This window comes from Vibrio wakamikoensis (genome assembly GCF_050337275.1).
GTDB classification, from domain to species: domain Bacteria; phylum Pseudomonadota; class Gammaproteobacteria; order Enterobacterales; family Vibrionaceae; genus Vibrio; species Vibrio chaetopteri.
In genome coordinates, this window is record NZ_JAKJST010000012.1 from 483,390 (window position 1) to 503,538 (window position 20,149).

Sequence of the window (20,149 nt, forward strand, 5' to 3'; positions counted from 1 at the left end):
TTAACTTTCCTTTTCGTTGCGTTGTTTAACGGCGTCAGCAAGAATATCGAGCATATGAACCGTGTCGCTCCAGCTCAAGCATGGGTCGGTGATGGACTTGCCGTAAGTGAGGTTATGGATATCTTCCATACCTTGATTACCTTCCTCGATAAAGCTCTCTGCCATAATGCCCGACACTTTTTGAGAGCCTGCAATAATTTGGCGCGCCACTTCTTGAGCAACATTGATCTGTTTGCGGTGCTGTTTTTGACAGTTAGCGTGGCTAAAGTCGACAACAAGTCGTGCTGGCAAGTCAAATGATGCCAGTTGTTCGCACGCCGCATCGATAGACGCTTCGTCAAAGTTTGGACCTGTATCACCACCACGTAGAATTATGTGACCAAACGGGTTGCCGCTGGTGCGATATACCGTCATGCGACCATGTTTATCTGGCGAGTAAAAGTAGTGTGAAGCTTTCGATGCACGAATCGCATCGATAGCAATTTTAACACTACCATTTGTGCCATTCTTGAAGCCAACTGGGCAAGAAAGGGCAGAAGCCATTTCACGGTGGATTTGTGACTCTGTAGTACGAGCACCAATCGCGCCCCACGTGATAAGATCAGCAATGTATTGGCCGGTAATCATATCGAGAAACTCAGTTGCTGTCGCAAGGCCGAGTTTGTTGATATCAAGAAGTAAACCACGTGCTTTGTTAAGGCCCGCTTCAAGTGCGTAAGAACCGTCTAGGTTAGGGTCGGTAATCAAACCTTTCCAACCGACTACGGTGCGCGGCTTCTCAAAGTAAGTGCGCATTACGATAAACAGTTCGTCTTTGTATTGATCTTGGATAGCGCTGAGGCGCTTAGCATAGTCTAAAGCCGCTTCGGTATCGTGTACCGAACAAGGGCCGACAATGCAAAGAAGACGGTTATCGTCTCCAGTAAGAATATTTTCAATTTGACGGCGAGAATGCGCAATGCGCTCTGCTACGTCATCAGTAATTGGGTGGTTAGCGCTCAATTCTGATGGAGTTGGCATTGGACCTAATGCCTGTGTTCTTAGTTCATCGGTCTTTAATGGCATGATGGTGCAGCCTGCAAATTATTATGAAGCGGTTAAGATAACGGAATTGTCCAGTAGAATAAACCACTAATATAGCTATAGCTCAATCATTTCCATGATCACTTAAATTTTAACGCTATGTTTGCCTAAAAACAGAGCGATTTTCCTGTTAAGTTACTGAACGAATGTCGGTTAGTCATTAAATTGCCAGAATCCCTTGTATTCTATGTGGTGAGTCGGTATTTTGCCAAAAGCAGTAATAATTAGAGCATGGAGCAACAATGAGTTACCAAAAAGAACAGCCTCAAAGAAACACGCCATCGGGACTCAACGTCGGCAATGTGTTGCCCAGTTTTGTGGAGCAAGCCCCAGCGTCTTCTCTATATGTATCCATTTCAGAGCTGATTATGGAGAAGGTGTTTTTTCACCCGGGTTTTTCCGCAGCTGAATCGGAACTTGACCCTGTAGAAACAGAAGCCATTCAAGCGCTGCTTGGTGAGCAGACCGCTGAAGACTTCTTTGTTTCCACTCTTGTTGATGCGATCACTTCTTCAATTACGACTGAACATTCTACTATTTGCGTTGAACTCAATGACGCGACCAGTTACGAAATGAGTGCGTTACTAGGCGGTAAAGTGGAAGCGGACGAAATCAACCCACAGCTTGGTTTACGTGGTGTTTCTCGTTTTTCTTCTGAGTCATATCAAGCCTGTTTTGCCCTTGAGTGCGAAGTCATCAAAACATTACGAAGCCAGGGGCATGACGTGTCTATAGTTGTACCCTGCGTACGTGCATTAAGTGATGCAGCTAAGATCATCGATCGCTTGGCAGAACGTGGACTACCACGCGGTCTAAATGGCTTGAAAGTATTGTTTGCGTGTGACACGCCATCAGCGGTTCTGCTATCTGAGCGCTTGCTGCATTACTTTGACGGCTTAGTGCTTAAGCTAGAAAGCTTAACTCAGCTGACGCTCGGTGTTGATTTGCAGCATGATGAGTTAGCTCACCTGTACGACCCGCAAAACGAAGCGGTGTTGGCTTTAGTCAAGCAAGCAATAGCCGCGTGCCATCAAGTTAACAAACCAGCGAGTCTCTTAGTCGACAATTTGTCAGACTTGCCTCAGTTAGCAGAACTTCTGCAAGATGAAACTAAGGTAACGGTTTTTCCAGTTAGTGAGTAGAGCCACCTTAACAGGCTAATTATCAGGATATTTCAGCGGCTGACTCCTTGTTCTATGGGGTCAGCCGTTTTTTATTACAGAGTTATCTCGCTTGGCTTTTGTTTTGTTAACATTTTTTTGACAACTGATGATTATTTTGGCTTACTGGTCTGACTAGTTGTTCGGAAGGATCTCAACATGTTTAGCGCGATGCAAAAAGCCAACTTTTATCTCAATACATTCGGTTTCTTCAAGGTGCCCCTAATTTGGCTTTGTCGCCCTAAGTTACTGAAGCTCGATGAGGACGAAGTAGAGTTGCTGATCCCCTTAAAACGTCGCACTAAGAATCATTTAAACAGTATGTATTTTGGTGTGCTAGCTGTCGGGGCGGACGTTGCAGGCGGTTTTATGGCGATGAGTAAAGCTCAGCAGCGTGGTAAGCGTGTGTCATTGGCGTTTAAGGAAGTGGAGGGCAAGTTTCTTAGACGTCCTGAAGCCGATGTGATTTTCACCTGTAAAGACGGCAAGCTTATCGATGAGATGCTCGATGAAACGATTCGCTCAGGCGAGCGAATCAATAAACCGGTTCGAATTGTGGCCACCTGTCCAAGTTTGCATGGTGACGAACCTATGGCCGAATTCTCTTTAGTGTTGTCTCTAAAGGCGAAGGCTTCTTAAAGCGATGTTTCGCAAGGAAACCGCGTTAAACGGGTATCTGTTCAATATCGACGATTTTTGAACGATTGAGAACAATCTTCCAGCGATAGTAAACGGCTTCTTCGCCTTGGTTGCTCTCTCTCACAATTAGATTGAGTAGGTGGCGTTTCTCTAACGATTCTTTGACGACCTGACCTTCTTGTAATTTGTAGATCCGGTTATTGGATTTATCCATTAATCGGGTCAGAGCTCGAACGTTAATGTTTAAGATCTCTCGCGTTTGCTCATAGCCGCTTGTAAAACGCGATGTTGCCATTTCGGTATGTGAACGATAGTGCAGCACCTCTTCTTCTCTTTGTACTGAACGTTTCTTGCGAATACTCTTAATTCGGTCTGGCAGTTGTTCGAAAGTGCTGTAATCTAGCCATTCAATCTTTTTGCCCACCTCTTTTTTTGTTGTAGCGTCAATAAAGCGGCGACGCCACTTTGGTTTGCCGCGTTGTATCCAGCGCCACATGATGTCGCGTAAATCGTCCTTAAACACTTCTCTCAAGGCATAGATGACCGACAGCACCAAAATAAACGAGGCGGTGATTTCCCCTAGATAGTCCCGAGCCAAAATCACCGCAGAGGTAACAAATAACATCACTAGCCCGGTTGCGGAGCCTTTGATGATTCGTTTAGTGTTATTTCCCATGCTGGTGGATTTCGATTGCAGAACGATAGGGTGCTCGATCAGGCGACGTAACAAACGCATCTTATTGGCAAGGCGAGTGGGGTCGTTCTTCACTTTGTCGGAGTTGTAGTTGTTTAAGTTACGATGTGCTTGTTCCTTCTCAACAATGGTAATCAAACGATCTTTTAAAGGCGTGTAAGATTTGCTATTCGGAATATACACCACCAACTCAAGCAGCTTTTGTCCTGTATACCAAGAGAGATAATTGTCGATATTGGCGTAGTGGCGCTTTAGGTGCTCTTCATAAGGAACAGAGCGGCGCATCTTCTTTAGAATATCGAGCACCAGTTCAATAACTTCGTCGACTTCATCCGCGGTCACTTCGTCTTGTGCGGTTTCTTTCAGTGTTGCTACCGCTTTATCCAACGCGATGACGTACTGGTAAGCAAACAAGCTCAAACTCACACGATACTGGGTGTTTGATAAGCGGCCGCGTTTAGCCAGCCTTGAGTGGACGAGTGGCAGTAGTGTCTCGTTACTGTAGTAGGCGCGTTTTTGTGAAATAGATTCATGATAAAAATCAGACTCAGAGATGAGATGAGACTTCATTCCTAACTCATTGGGAATGAATAAGAATACATCCAAGTCTAGCTTTTTCGTGTTGGCCATTACATGTGCAATTTTTAGCGTAATAGCATCTTGTTTGTCTACGGTGATCAACCAACTCTCTCCATGTGCTGAGATTGAGCTAAGCATATCAGAACCAAGGTAAACTAGCATCTTAAAGGGAGTTAGGTATAATCGCGCCAACAACCCCATTAGAGATAATAAACATGATTAACATAGGTCGTATTAACCAATTGGAAGTAATTAAAGAAGCAGACTTCGGCTGGTTCTTGGATGGAGAGGACTACGGCTCTATTCTACTTTCTAAAAAGCATGCTCCAGAGGACATCGCTGTCGGTAACACGGTCGATGTGTTTATCTACTTTGATGCAGATAACCAAGTTGTTGCAACAACGGATACGCCTATTGCACAAGTGGGCGAATGGGGTCTGATGAAAGTTGAAGGTATTAACAGTGTCGGTGCATTTGCAAGCTGGGGCATTAAAGAAAAAGATTTGTTGATCCCGTTTAGTGAACAGCGCGGTCGTTTGTCAGAAGGACAAACTATCTTGGTTTACGTTTATACAGACAAAGCATCGGGACGCATTGTTGGCACCACTAAGTTCAACAAATTATTGGATAAGACGCCAGCACGCTATAAGCAAAACGAACAGGTTGACCTTCTGATTGCAGAGCGTAGTGAACTAGGCTTTAAGGCCATCGTTAATGGTGAGCATTGGGGAATGATTTTCCCATCTGATGTCATCGGAAAACTGTTTGTGGGTAAGAAGCTTAAAGGCTTTATCAAGCAAATCCGTGAAGATGGCAAAATCGATCTGTCACTTCAAAAAATTGGTGTGGCGAAAATGGATGACTTGAGTGAGAAAATTCTGAGCTTGCTTGAGAAGAAAGGTGGCTTCTTGCCATTGAGCGACAAGTCAACACCAGAAGCGATCTTTGCTGCGTTCAAAACCAGTAAAGGTACGTTCAAGAAGAGCATTGGCGGTCTGTACAAGCAAGGTAAGATTCGTATCGAAAAAGACGGAATTTATCTTAACGCTGAATAAAGTTTTGCGTTAGTAGCTGTTGCAAGGTCAATAGACCAAAAAGAGGCCCAAAACTGATCCTGATTTGGGCCTAGGGGAATGGCTCATGGAGAGCCTACGCTAACTGTAAAGATGGACGATGTTTCAAACGCTACTGCTTGTAACAATGAGCCTGTAAGCCTTTTGCAAACTTGCATTGTGGCAAGTCTGTCAAACATTAAACTCTTTCTGCCTGTGTCTTGATAACCTTTAAAGTGTAGTACAGAACAGTAAAAAAGCGATGCTGGTAGCGGTTTTAACCAGCTAAAACCGCTATCCAATTGGCTTAGAACAGATTTTTGTCGCGCACTAATTCCCTAGGCAATCCATTTTTGACTCGATTTCCCACCCATTTACCAAGACCAATGATAAAACCATTGTAGCTAACTAACACTTCGCCTTTACCGCTTAGTCCTTCTGGGCGCACATCACGCCCCATAAACCACTCTCTCGCATCTTCAATACTCAGAGGCACAGCTTCAGCGTCGGCAGTCGCTAGGGCTGTGGCCACTTGATGTTGCCATTTGTAGCCTTTCTTGTGCTGCTCTGCGATTTTGATGCCCATACGGGAAAAGCGAAACTCGCCCAGCATTGGCTCTAATGCTTTTGGGAATAACCAAATGTCATTATCGCGTTTCCAAAGCACGCTGCTTTCTGGAACAGAAAGTGAAAATGCTTGATCTAAGTGCGTGACAATGTCACTAATTTCCTTGTTAGTAAGTTGACTAAAAGGGAATTTCCCGAGCTTTTTCTTTACATCTGGCGAAGTGACAGAAGCGTGTTTTGTAAACTTAGCAATGAAAAAGCCTTCGCTATCAAAGGTCTGAGGGAAAACGTGTAGGAAGCCTTCCAGAGTTGCTGCCTTGTCAGCGCCTTCAAATAGATTGATCAAGCTCTCGGCTTGAACTGCGTCTCCGAATGTCTCAAGAAGATGCGCGGCCACGTTTTGATTTTCTTCTGGGCTAAGTGCACAGGTTGAATAGACCAGTGTACCGCCGACTTTTAGCGCATGGAAAGCACTCTCAATGAGGTCTTTCTGTGTAGCGGCAATCTCTGCAGTAGAATCTAAGCTCCAGTTTTTCATCGCGTCCGGATCTTTTCGAACCGTGCCTTCACCCGAACAAGGCGCATCGAGCAAAATAGCGTCGAACTGCTCTGGAAGCCAACCACCAAATACACGAGCATCGTAGTTACTCAGCGCGGCGTTGCGCACGCCACAACGTTCAATATTGGCATGCAGTACTTTAACGCGGCTAGCCGCGAATTCATTGGCCACTAAAACGCCTTGGTTATTCATCAGCGCTGCTAACTGCGTGGTTTTAGAGCCAGGTGCCGCCGCCATATCTAATACAGACTCGAATTTCTCTGTAGCGTCTGAATAAAGGGCGCTAGGCGGTAGCATTGAACTAGCTTCTTGGATGTAAAACAGCCCGGCCATGTGCTCAGCCGTATTGCCTAGTGGTACAACAGACTCGTCGGCCTCAATCCAAAATCCTTCTTGGCACCAAGGGATCGGGTGTAGGCGCCATTCTTTTTGCTCGGCGATTTTTTGAAAGGCTTCAATGGTCGTCTTGAGCGTGTTTACTCGAATACTTTTCCTAAGTGGTCTACGACAAGCGTCAATGAAATCACTCATCGATAAATGCTTTGGAAGGAAGCTGTCGACGTGATTTAGAAAATCTTCTGGGAGATAGACGTTAGAATGCAAAATGAAGCCTTTTGATACTGTATTTAGTTGCGCTGGATTATAACCATAGCAGGGTATGAATGAAACCAGCGATATGAGAAACGCTCTAGCAAATAGGACGTAAAAAAATAGCCCGCTATGCGGGCTACGTTAGGAGTAAAATAGTGTTCTGAACTAAGGCGCAGGAATGGCTGTGCGCCATTGCTTCCAACTGGCATCACCTTCTTTATTTAGGTAGAAGGTTTGTCCGGCTTTTGCTTGTGGTTGTAGTTGGTTACCCTCTGGTGTTGAGAAAGTGATTCCCCCACGAAGCAAACTGTCCACCGTTCCTGCTTTAATATTTGCACCAGACAAGCCAAATTGAACGTTTAGGCCAGAAGCATTCCAAAATACACTATTGGCACGAACCAGGTACGCGTAGTTAGGGTCAATCTCGATAGTAGATACCACACGATCAGCAAATGGGCCCAGTTCAACCATGGTTACGCGGCCGACTTCAATATCACGATAGAGGATAGGGGTTCCTGGCTTGATAGAGCCTCGGTTCTCACTTTGTAAGACGAACTGAATGCCATTATCGACTTTTGCAAAGTCGTGCAGATCAAACTGCTTACTTGGTTCACCTTTACCCGGCTCAACAGCAATGTATTGCGACACAATGGCGCCAAGATTTTTTACCCCATTGAGGCCAATTTCAGGTTTAACCATCCAATAGTAGGCGCCAGTATTGGTTAGCTGCTTCACGTACTCCGGTAGGATACGCGCAACAATCTCAACACGATCGCGATCGAAGTCAGGAAGAGTAAGCATAACTTCACCCACTTTTACCCCTTGATACTTAATCGCCATGCCTTTGTTGATGGCCTGATCGTTAGCAGTAGTAAATAGGGTGATGGACTGACCGAATTTACGCGCAGAGTTAAAATCAGAATAGAGCTTCCAGTTTTTACCTGTCTTGTTTTCTATACCCGGCAGGCTATCGAAGGCAATGCCACCATCAATGAGAGTTTTCAATGGTGCCGCTTTAACGTTAATACCAGAGAGTGAAGCCTCTACTTCAACGCCAGAGCGATTCCAAAATACCGTTTGTTTGGTGACAAGGTGATTGTATTTATTATCAATAGACACATTGATGTAGACGCCGCCATCGGTCAGCTCATAATCAGCGACACTACCGACTTCCATATTGCGATACAGCAGTGGGCTACCTTTTTTAATCGGTGGCAATTCAGCTGCAAATAGCTTCATTGTCATAGAGCCAGATTGATTGTGCTTAGCGAGCTCTGCCAGTGCTTTGGTCTGAAATAGTGGGAACTCTGCACGTTCGGTTTTTTGTCCTTCGCTGACAAAACTAATGGAGCCAGTCAGTAGCTGTTTCGCTGGTGGGACTGTTACGCTAAGTCCTGCCTCTGTTAGCTCAGCGGTTGCGCTACCCGATACAAAAAAGCGGTTTTGAGAACGAATGAGATGCTTGTATTCCACATCAATCGCAATATCCATGGCCACTTGATCATCTACCAACTCAACACTGGATAAGTTGCCAACAGGGATACCACGATAGAGAACATTAACTCCTGGTTCTAAACCGTAAGAGTTATCAGCAAGCAGGCGAAGCGAGATAGATTTTGCTTGTACTTGGTCGAGCTCTTCTTGCTGAATGGCAATAAAGTCGCGAGTTTGTGGACCTTCACCTGGGACTAACGTCAGGAAATTGCCGGTCAGTAAGTTAGACAGGTTTTCTACACCAGTAAGGGACACTTTCGCTTCTTCGAGTAAGAAGAGGGTGCCTTGGTTGAGCATATCGCTAAACGCCGGTTCGATTGATGCAGAAGCGATAATCGAATCACGTCCATCATTGAGTGACAAATTATTAATGCGGCCAATTTCAAGCCCGCGGTACATGATTGGAGAGCCATTACCTTTGAGGTTGCTGTTGTCTGGTAGCGTGATCTTTACTGGAATGCCTCGGCCAGCCGTTTTGAGGTCTTTGTAGAGTCTAAAATCGGAACCATCTTTAACTGGCTCACCTCCATCAGGAGAGTCCACCGCGATCGCACCTGCCAAAATTGCGGCTAAGCTTTCTAAGCGAATGTCGACGCCCTGAAAGCCAACACTTGCTCCAATGCCGCTCACGTTCCAGAAGCGGCTCTTGTTGGTAATGATGTGACGAAACTCTTCTTGAATAGACGCTTTGATAATGACCGTTTCAGCATCATCATCAAGCTTGAAGTTGTAGACTTCGCCAATAGGTATTTTTTTGTAGACAATTTTTGAGCCAACGGAGATGCCACCTAGATCTTTGGCTCGCAGAGTAACGGTAAGACCATCGTTGATCGCAAGCTCTGTTGGCACTGACTCAAGAGCAATGAATTTGGATTTTGAGCTGCTTGATTCTGTTGCCGGGTGAATGGCAATGTAGTTACCTGAGACCAGAGCATCGAGACCAGATATGCCTGACAAAGACGCAGAAGGTTTTACCAGCCAAAACTTAGTGTTCTCGCCAAGCAGTTTTGCGGCTTCTGGGTAGATGTCTGCATCAACATAGATGTTCGAGAGGTCTTCAGATAGATTGATGTCTCGGATCATCCCGACTTCGAGGCCTTGGTATCGAATGGTGGTTCGTCCGGCGATCAAGCCTTGTGCATCGGAGAAATAGATTTGAACACGCTGCCCGGCATCGTGCACTGCTTTTACCAAAAGCCAGCCTGCTAAGGCAATGGTCAAAATAGGTAAGATCCAAAGCGGCGATATTCTTCGCGTTTTCTTTATCTCTGGCGCAAAAGAGGGCTGTGGCTGATTATCATTACTCATTAATGCTACTACTCAACAGTGTTGTCTGACTCAGATTGAATTTTGGATGCATGCTTATCCCATAACAATCGTGGGTCAATAGATTCGGCGGCTAACATAGTTAAGACCACCACAATTCCGAATGCAACCGCGCCAAAACCTGGAGTGAAGTTTAGGATTTGTCCGCGATCCACTAGCGTTAACATGATGGCGATGACGAACAAGTCGGTCATCGACCATTTACCAATCCACTTGATGGCTCGGTAAATCATCAGCGCATGACGATGATTTTTGACCATATTGAATTGAATACAAATAAGGAGGTATGCCAGTCCCACAATTTTAGCAACGGGAACCACGATACTGGCAACGAATATAATGATGGCGATGCCCAGCATGTCATTATTAATTAATGATGCCACACCAGAGAAGATCGTATCTTCCAATAGTTGACCATTGGTGATGAGAATCGAGATGGGGATCAAGTTTGCGGGGAGTATGGCAATGGTTGCTGCGATAAGTAGTGCCCATGTTTTCTGCATCGAATTGGGCTTACGGTGGTGGAGCGCACTACCGCATCGTATACATGCTGTGTTTTCTTGCTGCGATAGGTGGCAGCTATGACAATGAATACGTTTTTCGGTAATCGCCAAGCGACTTTCCGGATGCCATAACTCCCAATAGCGGCGAGTGCTGACACGATTGATAATCAGAATAGTAATGACCTGCAAGATAACTAAACTATAGAGGGCATTGCCAACGAAGATATCGGAATAGTCTTGCAGCTTGAAACAGGATATCGCCACACTAATGAGGAATACATCCAACATCACCCAATGGCGACTGTGGTCAAGAATGAATAGCGACCACTTCAGCGGCATAAACCAGCGTCTTCTCAGTGAAAAGTGGGCGCTTAGGATAGAAAAACACATCGCAAGTGGTGCAATGGTGTGACAAAACATGGTGAGTAGCGCTAGACCCAGATAGCCTTCTTTAACGAGAGCGTGGAAGCCTTCCATTAAAGTGCCCTCTATATTTACTCCAACCAAGCGAATAGTAATAAAGTCGAAGTAGTATGAGGGAATAAACAGCAACAGACAGGTAATAGCCAGCGCTAGATTGCCATTTAGTGATGCGTGTTCGCTGCGATACACAGTGGTACCGCAGCGAGGACAATCAGCAGTTTGTCCAGGTTCCAGAGGAATAGTGTCGACAGGTAGTTCACAGTTCTCACAGAGTCTAACTTGCGAAGCTGGTGATGAGTGGGCACAGCTTTTCATCACCACTAGTTTTGTCCTTCTAGTGATGTATGGGTAACGTTAGCTTGCTGACTGCACAGTACCGTACAAGGTTTGGTACAGACCTTCTTTTTCGACCAATTCAATATGGGTTCCTGATTGTGTTACCTGACCATCTTCGAGTACATAGATGAGGTCTGCTTGTTTCACCGCAGAGAGCCTGTGCGCAACAATAAGCGTTGTGCGATCTTTTAAAAACTCACTAAGCGCTTTATGTAGAGCTGCCTCTGTTGCTGTGTCGAGCGCTGAAGTCGCTTCATCCAAAATCACAAACTGCGGATCGCTTAGAATCATGCGAGCGATTGCCAAGCGCTGTCTTTGACCGCCTGACAGCCGAATGCCATTTTTGCCAATTTGAGTTTCTAGACCATCAACAAGCTGATCCGTGACATCTTGAAGCTGCGCTACTTTCAGCGCATTCCATATGGAGAAGTCATCGTACTCTTTTCCAAGAGTCAAATTATGCCTTAAGCTGTCATTAAAGAGTATAGGTTGCTGTAAAACAACAGCAATTTTATCTCGAATAATGTCAAAGCCTATGTCATTTGTGTCAAATCCATTGAACTTGACAATGCCTTGGTTTTGCTTATACACGCCAATAAGTAACTGGATGAGTGTTGACTTGCCGCCACCACTGGCTCCAACTAAGGCTACTTTCTTTCCTGCGGGTATGCTCAAGCTCAACCGTTTGAGGACATCCTTTTCTGAGTTATAGGAGAACACCACGTTTTCAATCGCAACATCGACTTGGGTGTTGTCGACAAATGGATTAATTTTACTGACGATTTGTGGCTCTTCATCGAGGTCGAGCAGGGTATTGATGCGGTTAAGAGCAGCTTTGGCGCTGTACCAAGAAAACTGAATGCTCAGCAGCTCTTGAACAGGCCCCAACATAAACCACAAGTAACCGAAGACGGCAAAAATCTGTCCGATGGTCAAATCACTAAATAGAACCATCACCATGGCTACGGCTCTAAAAAGTTCAAAACCAATCAGGAACAGCAAGAAAGAGAGTCGACCTGCAGCTTCCGACTGCCAGGCATATTTGTCGGCATTGGATCTTACTTCATTGGCATGCTCTTTTAATTGATTTAAAAAGTCACGCTCTCGGTTAGCTGCGCGTAATTGATAGATGCCATCTAGTGTTTCGACTAAACGATTTTGAAACTTTTCAAAAGCCTGGTTTTCTCGCTTTTTAAGATGCTTAACCATACCGCCCAGTTTCTTTGAGAAGTAAACCACTACAGGGTTAACCAACAAAATAAACAAGCCCAGACGCCAGTCTAACCACAGCAAAACAATAGCAGTGCCGATCACAGTGAGAAAACTAATAATGAACTTACTCAGTGTGGAGCCGATGAACTGGTCGATTGTTTCGATATCGGTAATAAGGTGGGCGTTAATACCACCGCTGCCGCGGGTTTCGTACTGAGCGATGCTAATTCGTCCGAGCTTATCGATCATTTTGCAGCGGATTTGATAGGTAATGGTCTTAGACACTAAGGTGAATTGACGTCCCTGCAGAATGTTTAAACCTTGGCTGACTGTGCGCATGAGTACCACCAGCACTAAGGTCATCGCAATATAACCGATAGGAGTTTGCCAGCTATCGAGCATGAAGGTGTTCATCATAGCAAGGCCACTGGCAGGTTGGTCTAGAAGAACTTCATCAACCATTAAGGGCATCAATAGCGGAATAGGGACGCTAATCAGCGTAGCGATAATCGCGATGAGATTAGCAACAATTAAACGTGGCTTGTGATTTTTTACTTGAGTTATCAACCAGGAACGGCTAATAGTGTCTTTGGTATTCGGCATGCTTTTGAGAATGGTTCCTATTTCTATTTTGTTGGCATTGTACGTTTATCGTTGGAATTTGAAAGCTATTAATGGAAATATCATGAATTTAGACAACTATGAGCGTCTTACAAAACAGGCGGTTGCGCTCATCGAATCGGAAACCGACTTCATCGCTAACCTTTCTAATATTAGTGCACTTCTATTCATGGAGTTAGAAGACCTTAACTGGGCTGGCTTTTATTTGATGAAACAAGGCGAACTCGTTCTTGGTCCATTCCAAGGGAAACCGGCTTGTGTGCGTATTCCCGTAGGCCGAGGCGTTTGTGGCACAGCCGCTGCAACCAATACGGTACAACGTGTATACGATGTTCATGCGTTTGAAGGTCATATTGCGTGTGACGCTGCGAGTAATTCTGAGATCGTAATTCCGTTTTCGATAAATGGTGAGATTGCCGGGGTACTGGACATTGATAGCCCAAGTATTGGTCGATTCAACGAAATTGATGAAGAGGGATTAACCAAGTTCATGGATTCCGTACAAAAGGTGCTTAATTCCCGTACAAACGTGGGCTAAAATCACATTTGCCTGTGGTTTTTCTATTGCAGGTCACTATAATACCAAGAATATTTTTCTTAATGCTTCGCGGATAACCGCATTAACCAGGAACCCACATGGAAAACACTGAGAAGTTGAAGAACAGCAAAGAAATTATCGCGTATATTGCTGAATGTTTCCCTAAATGCTTTACTGTAGAAGGTGAAGCGAAACCACTTAAAATTGGTATCTTTCAAGATCTTGCTGAGCGTCTAAAAGATGATGAGAAAGTAAGCAAGACTCAGCTACGTGCAGCGTTAAGACAATACACTTCTTCTTGGCGTTACCTACACGGTGTTAAACTTGGAGCAGTGCGTGTTGATCTTGATGGTAACGATTGTGGTGTATTAGAAGAAGAGCACGTAGAGCACGCAAAAGCGACGCTAGCAGAAAGCAAGGCAAAAGTTGCTGCTCGTCGTAAAGAACAAGCTCAAAAAGCTCGTGAAGAAGGTAAAGCGAAACCTAAAGCTAAAAAGCCTCAAGGTGCACGTAAGCCACAGACTGCAAAGAAAACAGCGAAAGTAAGTAAGCCAGTTGAAACGCGCGCTTTGAATGCAGATGAGATGATCATCGGTAAGCAAGTAAACGTAAACATGGGCAAAGGGAACATGGCTGCGACCATTGTTGAAATCAATAAGGAAGATGTGCGCGTTCAGCTAATAAATGGCCTACAAATGGTTGTTAAAGCGGAGCACCTGCGCGCATAAAGGAGATATTCCTACGCATGAAGTGCCGTTCAAAAGTATCTTTAATCGCTGCTAGCCTTTGGCTAGCAGCTTCTTCGGCTCAAGCCATTGAAGCAAAGTACGAAAAATCAAAAATTCCTACTTTAGCTCCAGAAGCTCAGCATGAGACCGCCAGTAAACGTGTGACATCTCGATTCACTCGTTCTCACTACAAGCATTTCACTTTAGATGATGAATTTTCAAAGGCGATATTTGCTCGTTATTTGGAAATGCTCGACTACAATCGCAACATTTTTACCCAATCTGACATTGATAAGTTCGACGCTTGGTCATCAAAGCTCGATGATCAATTGAAGGCTGGTAACAACCAGATTGCGTTTGATGTTTACAATCTCTCAATGCAGAAACGCTATGACCGTTTTGTCTACGCACTTTCTTTGTTAGGCAAAGAGATGAAGTTTGACGTTGATGAGGCAATCACTCTTGATCGTTCAGAGGCTGAATGGCCTAAAGACGAGGCAGAGCTTGATGAGTTGTGGCGCAAGCGCGTCAAATATGATGCTTTGAACCTCAAACTTGCTGGTAAAGATTGGGACGAAATCAAAGAGACATTGGGCAAGCGTTACAACAATGCGATTAAACGCCTTACTCAATCACACAACGAAGATGCGTTTCAGATTTACATGAATGCCTTCGCGCGTGAGGTGGATCCTCATACTAGCTACCTGTCACCACGTTCTGCAGAGCAATTTCAATCAGAGATGAATCTTTCTCTTGAAGGAATTGGTGCGGTGCTGCAATTGACGGACGACTATACGGTTATCCGCTCTCTGGTTGCTGGTGGTCCTGCATCGAAAAGCAAACAGCTTGGCGAAGGTGACCGCATCATTGGTGTCGGACAAGATGGTGAAGACATTGTTGATGTTATCGGTTGGCGTTTGGATGATGTTGTACAACTAATCAAGGGGCCTAAAGGCACCAAAGTTAAACTGCAAATTCTTCCTGAAGGTAAAGATGCTAAGGCGTCAGTTGTAGAGATTGTTCGTGACAAGATCCGTCTTGAAGACCGAGCGGTTAAGTCAGAAATCATTGAGAAAGATGGCAAGAAGATAGGTGTGATTGAAGTCCCTAGCTTTTACGTAGGGCTTTCTAAAGATACTGACAAACTGATTACTGAGCTCAAAGAAAAAGGCGTTGATGGCATCATCGTTGATCTTCGAAACAACGGAGGCGGCGCGTTAACAGAAGCAACAGCACTGTCGGGTCTTTTCATTGAAAGTGGTCCAGTTGTTCAAGTTCGCGATAGCTATGGTCGTGTCAATGTGAACAGCGATACTGATGGCAAAATCAGCTATCAAGGTCCAATGACGGTTCTGGTCAATCGCTACAGTGCATCAGCCTCTGAGATTTTCGCCGCAGCGTTGCAAGATTACGGTCGAGCTATTGTTTTGGGTGAGAACTCATTCGGTAAAGGTACGGTTCAGCAGCATCGTTCGCTAAATCATATCTATGACTTGTTCGATAAAGAGCTTGGTTATGTTCAATACACCATCCAGAAGTTCTATCGCATCGACGGTGGTAGTACTCAAAACCGTGGTGTAGTGCCAGATGTAGCTTTCCCGACGGCGGTTGATCCTGCGGAAACAGGAGAGAGTGTTGAAGATAACGCTCTACCTTGGGACAGCATTGATAAAGCGAAATACACACAGTTACAACGTAACGATGAAGTAATCGCATCATTAAAGGCTGCTCACGAAAAACGCATTGCTACGGATATGGAATACGGCTTTATTGCTGAAGACATTGCCAAGTACAAAGCAGAAAAAGACGATAAGACATTGTCTTTAAGTGAAGCAGCACGTAAACAAGAAAGTGATGAATCAGACGTTCGTCGTTTGGAGCGCGTTAATCAACGCCAGAAAGCAGCAGGTGAAAAACCTTATGCAACGCTTGATGACATTCCAAAAGACTACGAAGTGCCAGATGCTTACTTGGATGAGGCGGTAGCAATCACTGTCGATCTTGTTAACAGTAAAGCGTAAGCTTTATGCTGGTTACCAATAGAAACGAGCGGCAACGCTCGTTTTTTTTCACCCGCATGAAAGCTGCCTCAATTCTGATACTTAAAATTAAAAACCGTGATTTAGATCAAAATATTTAGCAATCTCGTATTAAGCCTCCTAAGCTTTAAGTACTGGTGAGGGGGATACATATGAGATGGATTACGCTAATCCTGTGTGTTTTTTCGTTTGGAGTATTGTCGGAAACACGCAAAGATAATAATGACTTAACACAATTTGATCAGCCGTTTTTGCTTGGAGATTGGTATTTAGTCAATCCCAGTCCAGGTGAATCACCGGATGCCTTTCTGGCCATCAAACTAACACTTCAATCTAACTATTCGTTTAGCATTGATATTCAAAAACAAGATTACAGTATTGAACATTGGGAAGGTTTGTTTACTGCTAACGAAGATACCATCATTCTTGGCTTAAACTCCGATGAGCCACAAGTCTACAGTTACAGTGGTAATCACAATATGCTCAACCTTAATGGGGTTGTCTTTACCAAAGCGCTCTCTAACTCGCTTGCTGGAATTTGGTCATCGGTGAGTGTCTCGGGTGATGACAAACACGCTCAAGATATCGCTCGCATGGATCTAATTCTACAGCCGGATTTTGTGTTTACATTTCGTGTAAGTTCAAGCGAAGGTAGCGAAGCCATTCATAGCGGTGTTTACTACACCGAAGATGATCATATCGTACTTCTTTATCAAGATGGTGAACACGATGCTACATATACACTAGATCAAGATGAACTCACTTTAGAAGTTGAAGATGGTGATATGTTTGCGGTGTTAAATCGTATTCGTTAACAAAAGTTTATAAAACATTTGAGCGTCAACTCACGTTGGCGCTTTTTTTGTGTCTTGCTTTGTAAACATTGTCTGCAAACCTTTGTCTGTCGGAGTATAATCGACGCGATTCAGCAATATTTCAATATTCTGCTAACAAATAATAAAGACAAGGACTAAAGGATGACGGAGTCAGCACCTAAAGCCAAATACCGAAGTGACTATCAATCACCTTCGCACACTATCACAGATGTAAACCTTACTTTCGATCTTCACGAAACTCAAACTCGTGTTACAGCTATCTCTCAAGTTAAACAGATGGCAAATGAAACAACGTTAACGCTTGACGGCGAAGGTATTGAGTTAGTACAAATCAGTGTCAACGGACAAGTTTGGCAAGACTATGCGCAGACAGATACCGGCTTAGCGATTCATAACCTGCCGGAAGAGTTTGAACTCGCGATTGAGAATATCATTTCACCTTCAACAAATACCGCGCTAGAAGGTTTGTATATTTCAGACGGCGCGTACTGCACTCAATGTGAAGCAGAAGGTTTCCGTCGTATTACTTATTTCCTCGACAGACCAGATGTTCTGGCGAAATACACGACGAAAGTGATTGCAGATAAAGAAAGCTTCCCATACCTGCTAAGCAACGGTAATAAGATCGAGGAAGGTCAGTTAGAAAATGGTAAGCATTTTGTGGCATGGGAAGATCCGCATCCGAAGCCATCTTATCTTTTTGCTCTGGTTGCGGGTGACTTTGATGTATTGCGTGACAAATACACCACGCGCTCTGGTCGCGATGTAGCACTAGAGATTTTTGTCGATAAAGGCAACTTAGATCGCGCCAACCATGCGATGGTTTCGCTTATCAACTCCATGAAATGGGATGAAGAGCGTTTTGGTCTGGAATACGATCTTGATATTTACATGATCGTTGCTGTCGATTTCTTCAACATGGGTGCGATGGAAAACAAAGGCCTAAACGTCTTCAACTCTAAGTTTGTTTTGGCTAATGACCAAACAGCGACGGATACCGATTACCTTGGTATCGAAGCAGTAATTGGTCATGAATATTTTCACAACTGGACTGGTAACCGAGTGACTTGCCGTGACTGGTTCCAACTAAGCCTGAAAGAAGGTTTGACTGTATTCCGTGATCAAGAGTTTTCGTCTGACTTAGGTTCACGTTCGGTAAATCGTATCAACAACGTACGTATCATTCGTGGCCCTCAGTTTGCCGAAGACGCGAGTCCAATGTCACACCCAATTCGTCCAGACAAAGTGATTGAAATGAATAACTTCTACACTTTAACGGTTTACGAAAAGGGCAGTGAAGTTATTCGAATGATGCATACCTTGTTGGGTGAAGATAAGTTCCAAGCGGGCATGAAACTTTACTTTGAACGCCATGATGGTACAGCAGCAACCTGTGAAAACTTTGTTGCAGCGATGGAAGATGCATCAGGTATCGATCTTAATCAGTTCCGTTTATGGTATAGCCAGTCGGGTACACCAACGGTGTCTGTTACTGAACAATATGATGAAGCTGCATACACCTATACATTAAGCGTGAAGCAGACGACACCGGCAACACAAGATCAGGCAGAAAAGCAGGCACTGCACATTCCATTTGACGTAGAACTGTATGATGAACAAGGAAAAGTTTTCGAGTTACAGCGTAACGGAGAGCTTTGCGGCAATGTGCTAAACATTACCGAATCTGAGCAAAGTTTTGTGTTCGAAAATATCTCAAGCAAACCAGTTCCTTCAATGCTTCGAGAATTCTCTGCACCAGTGCGCTTGAACTTTGAGTACAGCGATGAACAGTTGGCTTTCTTGATGATTCACGCTCGCAATGACTTTGCTAAGTGGGATGCCGGTCAAATGTTGCTGGCGAAATACATTAAGTCAAATGTAGAAGCGGTGCAAAAAGGCGCTAACGTTGAACTTCCAGAATTGGTGGTAGATGCTTTTAGAGGTGTAGTGCTAAATAGTGAACTTGAGCCAGCCTTTATTGCTGAAGCATTATCGCTACCGAGCTTCAATGAAGTGGCAGGTTGGTATGAGACAGTAGATGTTGATGCAGTGTGTGATGTACTTAAAGGGATCAAACTTGCTTTAGCATCGGAACTGCAAGATGAAATGTCTGCGCTTTACCATACACTCGCGCAAGCTGATTACACTATTGAGCACGCTGCTATTGGTAAGCGTTCGTTGCGTAATCTGTGTCTTCAATATTTGGTGAATGTACCAGAGTACGCACATCTTGCTAAAGACCAGTACCAATCGGCGAACAACATGACCGACACTATTGCTGCAATGAGCGCTGCAAACAGTGCATCACTTACATTCCGTGAAGAAATCATGTCTGACTACAGTGAAAAATGGAGCCACGATGGTTTGGTTATGGATAAGTGGTTTGCTTTGCAAGGTGCGAATCCGTCGAAAGATGCGCTGGTAAATGTCAAAGCTTGTATGTCACATAAAGCATTTAGCTTAAGTAATCCTAACCGCACTCGCAGCTTAATTGGCTCATTCCTAAACATGAACCCACGCCGTTTCCATGATAAATCGGGTAAAGGCTATCAGTTTGCTGGTGAAATTCTAACGCAACTGAATGAATCTAACCCTCAAGTGGCCTCGCGCTTAATCGACCCACTTCTAAAACTGAAGAAGTACGATAGTGAACGCCAAGCATTGATAACGCTAGAGCTCGAGAAGTTGAAAGGTCTTGATAACCTAGCTAAAGACTTGTTTGAAAAAGTCACGAAAGCGCTAGAATCTTAATCTTTAACCCATACCTGTATATTTGTACAGGTATGGGTATTTTCTTCACTTTAGATAAATTGATCATTTTTTAATCACAAACCTATCTCCAGGTCATGAAACATTACTATTTCAGTCTAAATATTAGCTATCAACAGTACGTTACACACTATACTGGTCATGCATACAGTGTTTTGGTTTGTACCGATCAAGGATTGAGATTACAGCTACCAGCGACAAGATTTCGTCCGTTTTTAACACAATTAGGTCTAAAAGGACGCTTCAGGTTGACAACTGACCAAAACAACAAGTTTTTACGGTTAGAATCACTGTAACTTCCGCCATTACTAGTGATATGAATAAGTGCATCAGTCACACAATCAAACATTTTCCTGTCACATACCATATTTTTTATTAACCCTTTCTCAATAAAACTTTT

At 44.2% G+C, this 20,149-nt stretch carries 15 protein-coding genes; 9 read left to right on the top strand and 6 right to left on the bottom strand.

Annotated features, from left to right (window positions below; genetic code table 11):
- Window positions 1-1,065, bottom strand: coding sequence for a 3-deoxy-7-phosphoheptulonate synthase (locus tag L4C42_RS02960; protein ID WP_353496145.1), 1,065 nt, complete (start codon window positions 1,063-1,065; stop codon window positions 1-3).
- A 260-nt stretch (window positions 1,066-1,325) separates the two neighbouring features.
- Here L4C42_RS02960 and L4C42_RS02965 point away from each other — a divergent pair, with 260 nt between their 5' ends.
- Together L4C42_RS02965 and L4C42_RS02970 are read left to right on the top strand one after the other, a co-directional pair.
- Window positions 1,326-2,225 carry a putative PEP-binding protein gene (locus L4C42_RS02965; protein WP_353496146.1) on the top strand — a complete coding sequence of 300 codons (900 nt, stop codon included), beginning with the start codon at window positions 1,326-1,328 and terminating at the stop codon, window positions 2,223-2,225.
- Between the two features lie 177 nt (window positions 2,226-2,402).
- Window positions 2,403-2,882, top strand: a complete 480-nt coding sequence (locus L4C42_RS02970; RefSeq protein ID WP_353496147.1) for a PaaI family thioesterase — start codon at window positions 2,403-2,405, stop codon at window positions 2,880-2,882.
- A 25-nt stretch (window positions 2,883-2,907) separates the two neighbouring features.
- Here L4C42_RS02970 and L4C42_RS02975 read toward each other — a convergent pair whose 3' ends face one another.
- Window positions 2,908-4,257, bottom strand: coding sequence for a hypothetical protein (locus tag L4C42_RS02975; RefSeq protein ID WP_353498691.1), 1,350 nt, complete (start codon window positions 4,255-4,257; stop codon window positions 2,908-2,910).
- Window positions 4,258-4,370: 113 nt separating this feature from the next.
- On the opposite strand from L4C42_RS02975, the gene L4C42_RS02980 reads away from it, so the two are divergent.
- Window positions 4,371-5,210: a CvfB family protein gene (locus L4C42_RS02980; RefSeq protein ID WP_353496148.1), complete on the top strand. Its 840-nt coding sequence runs from the start codon at window positions 4,371-4,373 to the stop codon at window positions 5,208-5,210.
- A 304-nt stretch (window positions 5,211-5,514) separates the two neighbouring features.
- Here the strand turns inward: L4C42_RS02980 and rsmF are convergent, their stop codons facing one another.
- From rsmF to L4C42_RS03000, 4 genes are all read right to left on the bottom strand, one after another.
- Window positions 5,515-6,936 (bottom strand): 16S rRNA (cytosine(1407)-C(5))-methyltransferase RsmF, encoded by a 1,422-nt coding sequence (gene rsmF / locus L4C42_RS02985; protein ID WP_429759263.1) that lies wholly within the window; start codon window positions 6,934-6,936, stop codon window positions 5,515-5,517.
- Between the two features lie 153 nt (window positions 6,937-7,089).
- Complete coding sequence (locus tag L4C42_RS02990; protein ID WP_429759265.1) at window positions 7,090-9,726, bottom strand: MlaD family protein; 2,637 nt, start codon at window positions 9,724-9,726, stop codon at window positions 7,090-7,092.
- Window positions 9,727-9,734: 8 nt separating this feature from the next.
- Complete coding sequence (locus tag L4C42_RS02995; RefSeq protein ID WP_418642280.1) at window positions 9,735-10,985, bottom strand: PqiA/YebS family transporter subunit; 1,251 nt, start codon at window positions 10,983-10,985, stop codon at window positions 9,735-9,737.
- A 39-nt stretch (window positions 10,986-11,024) separates the two neighbouring features.
- A complete protein-coding gene (locus tag L4C42_RS03000) occupies window positions 11,025-12,821 on the bottom strand; it encodes an ABC transporter ATP-binding protein (RefSeq protein WP_429759267.1) in 1,797 nt (598 codons plus the stop codon).
- An 82-nt stretch (window positions 12,822-12,903) separates the two neighbouring features.
- Between L4C42_RS03000 and L4C42_RS03005 the strand changes: the two genes are divergently transcribed.
- The 6 genes from L4C42_RS03005 (at window position 12,904) to L4C42_RS03030 (ending at window position 20,045) form a co-directional block, all read left to right on the top strand.
- A complete protein-coding gene (locus L4C42_RS03005) occupies window positions 12,904-13,377 on the top strand; it encodes a GAF domain-containing protein (protein WP_429759269.1) in 474 nt (157 codons plus the stop codon).
- A 98-nt stretch (window positions 13,378-13,475) separates the two neighbouring features.
- On the top strand, window positions 13,476-14,105 hold the full coding sequence (gene proQ / locus L4C42_RS03010) for an RNA chaperone ProQ (protein WP_429759271.1): 630 nt from the start codon (window positions 13,476-13,478) through the stop codon (window positions 14,103-14,105).
- Between the two features lie 17 nt (window positions 14,106-14,122).
- Window positions 14,123-16,126, top strand: a complete 2,004-nt coding sequence (prc, locus tag L4C42_RS03015) for a carboxy terminal-processing peptidase (RefSeq protein ID WP_353496153.1) — start codon at window positions 14,123-14,125, stop codon at window positions 16,124-16,126.
- Between the two features lie 170 nt (window positions 16,127-16,296).
- The gene (locus L4C42_RS03020) at window positions 16,297-16,959 is read left to right on the top strand and encodes a hypothetical protein (RefSeq protein WP_353496154.1); all 663 of its coding nucleotides are present in this window, start codon (window positions 16,297-16,299) and stop codon (window positions 16,957-16,959) included.
- Between the two features lie 162 nt (window positions 16,960-17,121).
- Window positions 17,122-19,731 (top strand): aminopeptidase N, encoded by a 2,610-nt coding sequence (gene pepN / locus L4C42_RS03025; RefSeq protein ID WP_353496155.1) that lies wholly within the window; start codon window positions 17,122-17,124, stop codon window positions 19,729-19,731.
- Between the two features lie 95 nt (window positions 19,732-19,826).
- Entirely contained in the window at window positions 19,827-20,045 is a 219-nt protein-coding gene (locus L4C42_RS03030) for a DUF2835 domain-containing protein (RefSeq protein ID WP_429759274.1), read from the top strand.
- Window positions 20,046-20,149 lie beyond the last annotated feature (104 nt).

Excerpts from the sequence above, each read along its gene's own strand:
- L4C42_RS03000 (WP_429759267.1), bottom strand. The coding sequence starts at position 12,821 with ATGCCGAATACCAAAGACACTATTAGCCGTTCCTGGTTGATAACTCAA.
- L4C42_RS03005 (WP_429759269.1), top strand. The coding sequence starts at position 12,904 with ATGAATTTAGACAACTATGAGCGTCTTACAAAACAGGCGGTTGCGCTC.
- L4C42_RS02965 (WP_353496146.1), top strand. The coding sequence starts at position 1,326 with ATGAGTTACCAAAAAGAACAGCCTCAAAGAAACACGCCATCGGGACTC.
- L4C42_RS03020 (WP_353496154.1), top strand. The coding sequence starts at position 16,297 with ATGAGATGGATTACGCTAATCCTGTGTGTTTTTTCGTTTGGAGTATTG.
- L4C42_RS02960 (WP_353496145.1), bottom strand. The coding sequence starts at position 1,065 with ATGCCATTAAAGACCGATGAACTAAGAACACAGGCATTAGGTCCAATG.
- L4C42_RS02995 (WP_418642280.1), bottom strand. The coding sequence starts at position 10,985 with ATGAAAAGCTGTGCCCACTCATCACCAGCTTCGCAAGTTAGACTCTGT.
- proQ (WP_429759271.1), top strand. The coding sequence starts at position 13,476 with ATGGAAAACACTGAGAAGTTGAAGAACAGCAAAGAAATTATCGCGTAT.
- L4C42_RS02970 (WP_353496147.1), top strand. The coding sequence starts at position 2,403 with ATGTTTAGCGCGATGCAAAAAGCCAACTTTTATCTCAATACATTCGGT.
- L4C42_RS02980 (WP_353496148.1), top strand. The coding sequence starts at position 4,371 with ATGATTAACATAGGTCGTATTAACCAATTGGAAGTAATTAAAGAAGCA.
- L4C42_RS03030 (WP_429759274.1), top strand. The coding sequence starts at position 19,827 with ATGAAACATTACTATTTCAGTCTAAATATTAGCTATCAACAGTACGTT.
- pepN (WP_353496155.1), top strand. The coding sequence starts at position 17,122 with ATGACGGAGTCAGCACCTAAAGCCAAATACCGAAGTGACTATCAATCA.
- L4C42_RS02990 (WP_429759265.1), bottom strand. The coding sequence starts at position 9,726 with ATGAGTAATGATAATCAGCCACAGCCCTCTTTTGCGCCAGAGATAAAG.
- prc (WP_353496153.1), top strand. The coding sequence starts at position 14,123 with ATGAAGTGCCGTTCAAAAGTATCTTTAATCGCTGCTAGCCTTTGGCTA.